This is a genomic window from Microcystis sp. LEGE 08355, assembly GCF_015207185.1.
Classification (GTDB): domain Bacteria; phylum Cyanobacteriota; class Cyanobacteriia; order Cyanobacteriales; family Microcystaceae; genus Microcystis; species Microcystis panniformis.
The window spans coordinates 1-9500 of sequence record NZ_JADEXI010000136.1 but is presented as its reverse complement, the minus strand read 5'-3'; the positions used below and the strand labels follow the sequence as shown (position 1 = coordinate 9500).

Annotated in this window: 8 protein-coding genes; 5 read left to right on the top strand and 3 right to left on the bottom strand. The window is 43.0% G+C overall.

What is annotated here, in order from left to right; translation table 11 throughout:
- The coding region (locus tag IQ242_RS09320) for an FkbM family methyltransferase (RefSeq protein WP_193959772.1) at nucleotides 1–495 on the top strand (495 nt) is incomplete at its 5' end.
- A 118-nt stretch (nucleotides 496–613) separates the two neighbouring features.
- On the opposite strand, the gene IQ242_RS09315 is transcribed toward IQ242_RS09320, so the two are convergent.
- Entirely contained in the window at nucleotides 614–1039 is a 426-nt protein-coding gene (locus tag IQ242_RS09315; RefSeq protein ID WP_193959771.1) for a hypothetical protein, read from the bottom strand.
- Nucleotides 1040–1322: 283 nt separating this feature from the next.
- Nucleotides 1323–2321: a UDP-glucose 4-epimerase GalE gene (galE, locus tag IQ242_RS09310; RefSeq protein ID WP_193959770.1), complete on the bottom strand. Its 999-nt coding sequence runs from the start codon at nucleotides 2319–2321 to the stop codon at nucleotides 1323–1325.
- Nucleotides 2322–2390: 69 nt separating this feature from the next.
- Between galE and pap the strand changes: the two genes are divergently transcribed.
- The 3 genes from pap (at nucleotide 2391) to purN (ending at nucleotide 4919) form a co-directional block, all read left to right on the top strand.
- Complete coding sequence (gene pap, locus IQ242_RS09305; RefSeq protein ID WP_193959769.1) at nucleotides 2391–3884, top strand: polyphosphate:AMP phosphotransferase; 1494 nt, start codon at nucleotides 2391–2393, stop codon at nucleotides 3882–3884.
- A 115-nt stretch (nucleotides 3885–3999) separates the two neighbouring features.
- The gene (locus IQ242_RS09300; protein WP_193959768.1) at nucleotides 4000–4284 is read left to right on the top strand and encodes a hypothetical protein; all 285 of its coding nucleotides are present in this window, start codon (nucleotides 4000–4002) and stop codon (nucleotides 4282–4284) included.
- Entirely contained in the window at nucleotides 4281–4919 is a 639-nt protein-coding gene (gene purN / locus IQ242_RS09295; RefSeq protein ID WP_052276274.1) for a phosphoribosylglycinamide formyltransferase, read from the top strand. The genes IQ242_RS09300 and purN overlap by 4 nt, the downstream gene beginning before the upstream one ends.
- Nucleotides 4920–5352: 433 nt before the next feature.
- Here purN and IQ242_RS09290 read toward each other — a convergent pair whose 3' ends face one another.
- Nucleotides 5353–5943: a Uma2 family endonuclease gene (locus IQ242_RS09290; protein ID WP_193959767.1), complete on the bottom strand. Its 591-nt coding sequence runs from the start codon at nucleotides 5941–5943 to the stop codon at nucleotides 5353–5355.
- Nucleotides 5944–6448: 505 nt separating this feature from the next.
- On the opposite strand from IQ242_RS09290, the gene IQ242_RS09285 reads away from it, so the two are divergent.
- Nucleotides 6449–9169: a valine--tRNA ligase gene (locus IQ242_RS09285; RefSeq protein WP_193959766.1), complete on the top strand. Its 2721-nt coding sequence runs from the start codon at nucleotides 6449–6451 to the stop codon at nucleotides 9167–9169.
- Nucleotides 9170–9500: the final 331 nt, after the last annotated feature.

The window sequence follows — 9500 nt, the reverse complement described above, 5'->3', positions numbered from 1 at the left end:
TACGAACCTTTTAAGGCTACCTACGACCAAGCTTTCAGAAATTTTGCCCTCAATCCTAATCTAGCGGAGAAGATTAAAGCTTTTGATTATGGAGTCGGCGCTCGTGATGAAATTATTCAAGTCGAATACGATTACAATGTTAAAGGTAGTGTTGGTATTTCTGGTATTGACAACCAATTAAAACCTTTTGCCTCGAAACAAACCGCTACAGCCGATTTAATTCTGAAACCTTTCACCGATGTGTTTAAAGGTATTACCTCTGACTATCCCGATAGCGATATTGTTGCCAAGATTGATTGTGAAGGTTCCGAATACGAAATCCTCGATTCTTTAGCGGCAACTGGTCAATTAGGACAGATTAAAATTATCATGATGGAATGGCATAAAAAAGGTCCCGATGCTTTAGTCAAACATCTGCAAGACTTCGGTTTTATCATCTTCTCCCGGATGCCTCGCAGTAAAAATGTCGGCACTTTGTACGCAATTAAACCCTAAAGTACAGAAGTGAGGTGATGGGGAGATAGGGAAATGGGGAAATTTTAACTAATACCCCAAAACCCCAACACCTTCTAACTGATAACTGATAACTGATAACTGATAACTGATAACTGCTTTACTGTGCTTGACAATAGGTATTAAAAGCTTCGCCAGTTTCCTTTTCTAATTGGCCAGCTTTTCTGACCTTTTCCTGTGCTAATTTTGCCCCGTTTTTATTGCGAGTTTCGATAACTTGAATTATTTCACGAGTGGCAGTGGCATAATCTTCATAAACTTGAGCGAAAGCGATTTTATATTGATCTAGTTCGGTATCCTTCACTTCTAATTTTTTCATATTTTCTGCGGCCTGTTCGATTTTATCGGCGGCTAATAGCCAACTTTTTTGGTCAATTTCTCTCCCTTGACTGTTGGTTAAGGATTTGGTTTCTTGGGCCACTTCGTTGGCAATCCGATAGATTTTTTGACATTGAAACTGTTTACTATCAGCACAACTTGCTAAAAAAGTCAAGCCCATAAATATTAAGATTATTTTGTTATTCATAGCATTGTATTCGAGAGGATTCTAGGGAAGCTTATAGCGGTAAACTATCAGCCTCTAAGTAGGGAGGCACAATTATTTGTAGGATGGGTTAGCGGTAGCGTAACCCATGCGGGCGTTGGGTTTCATGCTTCAACCGTTCGGCAAAAGCTCACGGCCGAAGCCCAACCTACGTTCTAGGTTCATCTTATATTTAATTCCACCTACCTACTTAGCCGTTTTTTACTGTTATCGACTGATATAACTGTTCAATCTTATAAGATTAAAGTTTAGCACTCGATCGCTGTTAAGCGTGTCTTTGTTGATGCCAATTCCAAGCGTGTTCAACTATTACCTTGAGATCGGCATATTGGGGATGCCAACCGAGAACCTGTTTAGCTTTATCGCTACTGCCGATTAAAATGGGGGCATCACCTGCCCTTCTGGGACTTTCGATGACAGGAATATCTAAACCAGTTACCGCTTGCGCTGTTTCAATCACTTCACGCACAGAAAAACCGTTACCATTGCCCAAATTAAACACATTACTTTTGCCCCCATTTAAGAGATATTCTAAGCCTAAAACGTGAGCCTGTGCCAAATCATTAACATGGATATAATCCCGAACAGCAGTACCATCGTGAGTATCATAATCCGTGCCGAAAACTGACAGGGAATCCCGTTTTTTCAGGGCAGTTAATAAAGCTAGGGGAATTAAATGGGTTTCCGGTTGGTGATCTTCCCCTAATAAACCACTTGGATCCGCTCCTGAAGCATTAAAATAACGGAAAGCCACCGATTTTAAACCGTAGGCCCGATCAAAATCCCTAAGAATTTGTTCCACCATTTCCTTGCTGGCAGCGTAGGGACTGAGGGGATGATGAGGATGATTTTCCGTCATCGGAATTTCTTTCGGCATTCCATAAATAGCACAGGTGGAAGAAAAAACAAATTTCTTCACATTAGCGGCGATCATCGCTTGCAAAAGAGTCAGACTCCCACTAACATTATTTTGATAGTAAATAGCCGGTTCCTGCACCGATTCCCCCACGGCAATAAAAGCGGCAAAGTGCATGACAGCGGTAATATCACGACTAGCAAACAAATTATCCAGCAGTGATCGATCCCTGGTATCACCGACAATTAACTCAACTTTTAATATATCCTTAACGATTTCGGCGTGACCATAGGATAAGTTATCGAGTACGATGACGGAATAACCGGCATTTTTGAGCGCTAGAACTGCATGGGAACCAATATAACCCGCACCGCCAGTAACGAGAATGGTAGGTTTAACTTGAGACACGCGATCATACCTATTTGAGATTGACTTGTCTATAACTTTATACCCTAATTTTGCTTTTATTTGACCATTATGTTAAGTCCCCTCGATCTATCTCTTTCCCTTGACAAGGAAACTTATCAATCACAAATTAAAGATTTAATGGAACAACTGCGATCGCTACAGAAGTCCTGTTGGGAATGTAAATTACCCGTGGTGGTGGTTTTGGAAGGTTGGGCGGCGGCAGGCAAGGGAACTTTAGTCAAAAAAATGGTTAACTATATGGATCCGCGCGGTTTTACCGTCCATCCAATTTTAACCCCTTCCCCCCAAGAGGAAAGTTACCCGTTTTTGTGGCGATTTTGGCAAAAACTGCCAGCAAAAGGCAGTATCGGCATTTTTTATCACAGTTGGTACACCCATCTACTAGAGGATCGACTCTTAAACAAATTGCCCTCCTCCCAGATTCCTCTAGTCATGCGCGATATCAACACCTTTGAGCGACAATTATTTGATGATCGGGTTGCGATCGCTAAATTCTGGATTCACCTCAGTCAAAAGGAATTAAAGTCACGCATCAAAGAATACGCCGAAAATGAACTAGAATCTTGGCGCGTGCGTCCGGAAGATTGGCAACAGGCCAAACGTTATGATGAGTATGCCAGTTTAGCCGAGGAAATGATTACCTACACTAGCACGGGGGCCGCTCCTTGGACATTGGTGGAGGGCAACTGTCAACGTTGGGCCCGGGTAAAAGTTCTCTCCCAATTAGTCGGTACGATCGCTCAAGCTTTGGATCAGCGCCAATTACCGATCGAACCTCCTGCCAATCTACCACCCCAAGCCCAATTACTGCCCACGGAACCCGATTATCTGGGGAGAGTGGACTTAAGTGCCAAATTGGAAAAAGAAGACTATAAAATCCGTTTGCGTCAGGCACAGGTAGAATTAAGAAAGCTGCAATTAGAGATTTTTCAGGCAAATATTCCCGTTTTAGTCCTCTTTGAGGGGTGGGATGCCGCCGGTAAGGGAGGTGCGATCAAACGCTTAACCGATACCCTCGATCCTCGCAGTTATCAAGTGATTGCCTTTGCTGCCCCGACGGAGGAAGAACACCGCTATCATTATCTCTGGCGCTTCTGGCGCAAATTACCCGCAGCCAAAACTATCGGTATATTCGATCGCAGTTGGTATGGACGGATTTTGGTGGAGAGAGTGGAAGGATTCGCTAAAGATATGGAGTGGCGACGGGCATATCAAGAAATTAACGAATTTGAAGCACAATTAACCCATTCAGGCTGTGTTTTAGTCAAATTCTGGTTACATATTAGCCCCGAGGAACAGTTAAATCGTTTCAACGAGCGCCAAACTAACCCCTATCGTCAACATAAACTCACCGATGAAGATTGGCGCAATAGGGAAAAACAGCCCCTCTATCATGTGGCAGTTAATCACATGGTAGCCCGCACTAGCACCCCCGTCGCCCCCTGGACGATTGTGGCGGCAAATGACAAGTATTTCGCCCGCGTTAAAGTCATAGAAACAGTAATTGCCGCTATTGAAACCGGTTTGAAACAACGGGGATAAGGGAGATAGGGGTATGGGGATTTTTTCGATTCCCCTCCCTTAACCCTGATGTGCTGAGAAGCAGAGTCGAGAACTTTATTGAACGTTTTGAATATCCACCAGAGGAGAAACAATCATGAATCTCAATGAGTTGCCAGGGGCCCAGATCATCTTACCCGGACTGAGGGATCTTCACAATGGGGAGTCCAATACCATTGGGGCGTTGCTAGTTGCGATCGCATCGACGCGCCTAACGGAAGTCGGTTTCGATATCCCTAAAAATCACCTAGCTTCAGAGCCTGAGCTAACCTTGTATGCCTATCTCCAAGAGGAACGAGATGATGCTTATTCTTACTATAATGCTTTGCTGAATCGCCTCAATAGCTTTTGCAATGCACTCGAACTCGGTTATAAAATATGATGACAATTTCCCCAAGTTTAATTTCTCCCGATCTTAGTTTGGCCGATATTCCCCTAGAGGAAACCCTCTCTTTAGGAGTGATGGCTTCTGGTAGTGGTTCCAATTTTGCTGTTTTGGCAGCAGCGATCGCTAAAAAACAGCTAAATGCCCGGATTTCTGTCCTCATCTACAATAATCCCGATGCCAAGGTAAAAGAAAAAGCCGCTCACTACAATATACCTGCGGTTTTCCTCGATCATCGTCAATTTAAACCCAGAGAAGAACTCGATCGGGCAATAGTCGAAACTTTCCAAGAATACGGCGTAAAATGGGTAATTATGGCGGGCTGGATGCGAATTGTCACCCCAGTGTTACTGGATGCTTTTCCCGATCGCGTGATCAATATCCATCCTAGTTTACTACCCAGTTTTAAGGGTGTGCGTGCCGTGGAACAAGCTTTAGCGGCAGGGGTAAAAGTGACCGGATGTACTGTGCATATCGCTCGCGCGGAGGTAGATAGTGGCCCAATTTTAATGCAAGCAGTGGTTCCCATTCTCCCGGATGATACCGCGGCCAGTCTCCACGAACGCATTCAAGTGCAAGAACATCGCATTTTCCCAGTAGCGATCGCTTTAGCGGCGAAATTGAGCCTATAGAGATAGATTTCTGAACTTCCTTGGCGAGAATACTGGCAAAAAAACGAAAATTCAAGGCAAATCGTTAAATAAGTAGGGTCTGCTGAAAAAGTTTTTCCTAGGGGCAGGGTGTAGGGTGTGGGGTGTGGGGTGTGGGGTTTTACCGATTTTGAGGGGGTCAATTACCTAATTTTCAGGGAAAAAGTCCCTGAATTTCCCCCTGATCACTCCCATATCTGGTACTTTTTGAGGGGAAAAAAGTCCAAAAGTCTTATCCAACAAGGTTTTTAGATTTATTCAGCAAGCCCTAAGTAGGTAGGCGTTAAAAATTATCAGACACCACCCTTATTAAGGTAGGGTTGATTCATGAATCAACCCTACTATGAATCAACCCTACTATGAATCAACCCTAGGACTAAGGGGGGATCGAACCTAAAATCCATTTTAAATTTAATTATAACCAGCTACTTATATTAAAAGTAACTCCTTCGTAAATTTCCTGAAAACTGAGAGCAAAATTGACAGAAGTTAAAGATAAACTGGCATTTTCGCCCTCGTATTCCGTTAATAACCATTTATTTTCTTCAGTTTTGTTATACTGCATGATATATGGACGACTTTGACTAATGAGAATATATTCTTGCAATTCCGGCAGCGAACGATAATAAAGAAATTTATCGCCCTGGTCATAATTTTGAGTTGATTTTGAGAGGACTTCTACTATTAATCTGGGATTGGTAACAGTTGTCTTGCCAGTTTCATAATAAATCGGTTCTCCCTCAATTAGCATCACATCGGGATAGGTTGCTTGACGATATTGCGCTATCCATAATTTCACATCACCGATAAATATTTTATAGTTAGACTGGGGTAACTTTAGGCGTAAATAAAAGTAAAAATTACCTGCAATTTTATTATGATCGGTAGTGCCTCCTGTCATCGGTACGATTTCCCCATCTTGATACTCATTTTTATAGGCTGCCGTTTCCTCTAGTTGTAAATATTCGGCAAAGCTATAGGTACTTTTATCTGTTGCTATAGTCATAATTTAAGTAGCTGGTTATAATTAAATTAAAAATGGATTTTAGGTTCGATCCCCCCTGCCCCCCTTGATAAGGGGGGTGCCGATCTCCCCCTTATTAAGTAGGGTTGATTCATGAATCAACCCTACCCTTAATAAGGGGGGCATCTGAAAGTTTTTAATACCTACCCACTTATTGATCGACTCCCTCAATTGATTATAGCAATTATTATACTGGTGAGATGCAAAAGAATTACCATAAATTAGCTATGTTTAGCCGAACAAAAGATAAGCTAAGACGCATTTTAACCGCTTATCCTTAGATTAGCTGAATCTCCCCCCCCTTGCCCCCCGACATCGGGGGGGTTGCCCCTTGCCTAATCTCAACAAGCAATTTAAATACTTAACAGCTTAACAGCTATCTTAATAGGACTCTTGAAAATTTTTAGCTGGCAACTAAACAGGAATTTGATCTCTCCCAAATGTGGGACAATTGACAAAGAACTAAGAATTGTAGAATCCCCCCATCATGACCTCGGAACTATCGAAGCAATACGATCCCAAGATCACAGAAACGAAATGGCAGCAATATTGGGAAAATCAAGAAATATTTACAGCAAACCCCGAAAAAGGCGGCGAAACCTACTGTATAGTCATCCCCCCTCCCAATGTTACCGGTAGTCTCCACATGGGTCACGCTTTCGAGAGTGCCTTAATTGATACAATTGTTCGCTACAAGCGCATGACCGGCAAAAATACCCTCTGGCTGCCAGGTACGGATCACGCTAGTATTGCAGTACAAGCCATACTCGATCGCCAATTAAAAGCCGAAAAAACCGACCGTTATCAACTAGGAAGGGAAAAATTCCTCGAACGCGCTTGGCAATGGAAAGAGGAGTCCGGTAGTACCATTGTTAATCAACTGCGACGCTTGGGGGTATCCGTCGATTGGACGCGGGAACGTTTCACCATGGACGAGGGACTTTCCCATGCTGTCCGTACTGCTTTTATCAAACTCTATGAAGACGGATTAATCTATCGCGGTCAATACTTAGTTAACTGGTGTCCCGAATCCCGGTCGGCCGTTTCCGATTTAGAGGTGGAAAACAAGGATATTGAGGGAAATCTCTGGTATTTTCGCTATCCTCTTAGCGATGGTAGCGGTTATCTTCAAGTAGCCACCACAAGGCCCGAAACCATGCTCGGTGATACTGGTGTCGCTGTCAACCCGCAAGACCCCCGTTATCGCCATTTAATCGGCAAAACCGTCACTTTACCGATAATGGGGCGAGAAATCCCGATTATTGCCGATGAATTAGTGGATCCCCAATTCGGTACCGGTTGCGTCAAAGTTACGCCGGCCCACGATCCCAAAGATTTTGAGATGGGTAAACGCCATAATTTAGCCTTTATTAATATCATGAATTTAGACGGCAGTTTAAACGAAAATGCCGGAATATTCGCAGGTCAAGATCGTTTTGTTGCCCGCAAAAATGTCGTTAAAAAACTCGATGAAGACGGCTTTTTAGTTAAGATTGAAGCCTATCGCCATAGCGTCCCCTATAGCGATCGAGGTAAAGTTCCCGTGGAACCCCTTTTATCTACCCAATGGTTCGTTAAAATTGAACCTTTGGCCACAAAAGCTTTAACCTGTTTAGATCAGGAAAACTCGCCCCGTTTTGTGCCAGAAAGATGGACAAAAGTTTATCGTGATTGGTTAGTTAAACTAAAAGATTGGTGTATTTCTCGACAACTATGGTGGGGTCATCAAATTCCCGCTTGGTATGTTATCAGTGAAACTAATAACGAAATTACTAATCATACTCCCTTCGTCGTTGCCTGGGATGAAACCTCCGCTTTAGCCAAGGCCAAACAAGAGTATGGAGAGGATATAATTATTCAACAAGACCCCGATGTTTTAGATACTTGGTTCTCCTCGGGATTGTGGCCATTTTCGACTATGGGATGGCCAGAAAAAACCCTTGATCTAGACACCTATTATCCCACCACAACCCTCGTCACCGGTTTTGATATTATCTTTTTCTGGGTGGCCAGAATGACGATGATGGCGGGCTATTTTACGGGACAAATGCCTTTTAAAGATGTCTATATTCACGGTTTAGTTAGGGATGAAAACGGCAAAAAGATGTCTAAATCTGCCAATAACGGCATCGATCCCCTAATTTTAATTGATAAATATGGAACCGATGCTTTAAGATATACTTTAATCCGAGAAGTGGCAGGAGCAGGACAGGATATCAGTCTGCAATACAACCGTAAAACCGATGAATCGGAATCCGTAGAAGCTGCCCGAAATTTTGCCAATAAAATTTGGAATGCTTCCCGTTTTGTCATGATGAATCTGGAGGGAAAAACCCCAGAAGAATTGGGAGAACCAGCTTTAGAAAATTTAGAATTAGCCGATCGCTGGATTTTATCTCGTTATCATCAAACAGTGCAAAAAACTAGAGATCATCTAGAAAATTATGGCATGGGAGAAGCGGCAAAAGGTCTATACGAATTTATCTGGCGCGATTTCTGTGATTGGTATATCGAGTTAGTGAAAACTCGTTTATGGAAGGATAAAGAATCGGTTTCCTGTGCCACGGCCCGGCAAACTTTGGCTTTTATCTTGGCAGGGACATTAAAATTATTACATCCGTTTATGCCCCATATTACCGAAGAAATTTGGCATCATTTAACCCAAGAAAATCAGCAGGTTTTAGCTTTAGAAACCTATCCAATAGCTGATAGTTCTCTGATCGATCTAGACTTAGAAAATACTTTTGAGTTATTAATAGAAAGTATTCGGGTGTTGCGTAATTTGCGGGCCGAAGCGGGGATTAAACCGGGGGCAACGATCACGGCAATTTTACAGACAGAAAACAGTCAAGAATTAGCTATTTTGCAACGCGGACAAGTGTACTTAAAGGACTTGGCCAAGATCGAAAACTTAATTTTGACGGCCAAATTAACCGAGGAAGTCAATCAAGCGATCGCTGGTGTTGTCGCTACGGTAGAAATCCTCATCCCCCTGTCCGGATTGGTTGAGATATCGGTATTGGCTGGGAAATTAGCGAAAAATTTAGCTAAAGTAGAAGGGGAAATCAAGAGTTTGAGCGATCGCTTGAATAAACCTAGCTTCGTCGAAAAAGCTCCAGAAGCTTTAATCCAAAAAACGAAGCAAGCTTTAGCGGAGGCCGAAAAACAAGCCCAAATTCTCCAAGAACGCTTAAAACGTTTACGATAGTAATTTTGCACTATCTAAGTCCAGTAGGCTAGAGCAAGGCTGCTGCGATCGAGATTATCGAAAATTTGGGTTTAAAACCCCGTCGTAGAACGACGACTTTTCTTGATCCCTGATATAAGTAGGGAGGCACAATTATTTGTAGGATGGGTTAGCGGTAGCGTAACATAATCGGGCGTTGGGTTTCATGCTTCAACCCAACCTACGTTCATCGGAAATTTTGGGTCTGAAACCCCGCCGTTCTAGGTTGGCTTTACGTTAGAATTAAAAGGCCAGTCTCGAAAACCAAGTGGACGGCGCAGCACCTTGAAAACTCGGCTTAGGGGGTTCCGAC

Excerpts from the sequence above, each read along its gene's own strand:
- IQ242_RS09315 (WP_193959771.1), bottom strand. The coding sequence starts at position 1,039 with ATGAATAACAAAATAATCTTAATATTTATGGGCTTGACTTTTTTAGCA.
- pap (WP_193959769.1), top strand. The coding sequence starts at position 2,391 with ATGTTAAGTCCCCTCGATCTATCTCTTTCCCTTGACAAGGAAACTTAT.
- IQ242_RS09300 (WP_193959768.1), top strand. The coding sequence starts at position 4,000 with ATGAATCTCAATGAGTTGCCAGGGGCCCAGATCATCTTACCCGGACTG.
- purN (WP_052276274.1), top strand. The coding sequence starts at position 4,281 with ATGATGACAATTTCCCCAAGTTTAATTTCTCCCGATCTTAGTTTGGCC.
- IQ242_RS09290 (WP_193959767.1), bottom strand. The coding sequence starts at position 5,943 with ATGACTATAGCAACAGATAAAAGTACCTATAGCTTTGCCGAATATTTA.
- IQ242_RS09285 (WP_193959766.1), top strand. The coding sequence starts at position 6,449 with ATGACCTCGGAACTATCGAAGCAATACGATCCCAAGATCACAGAAACG.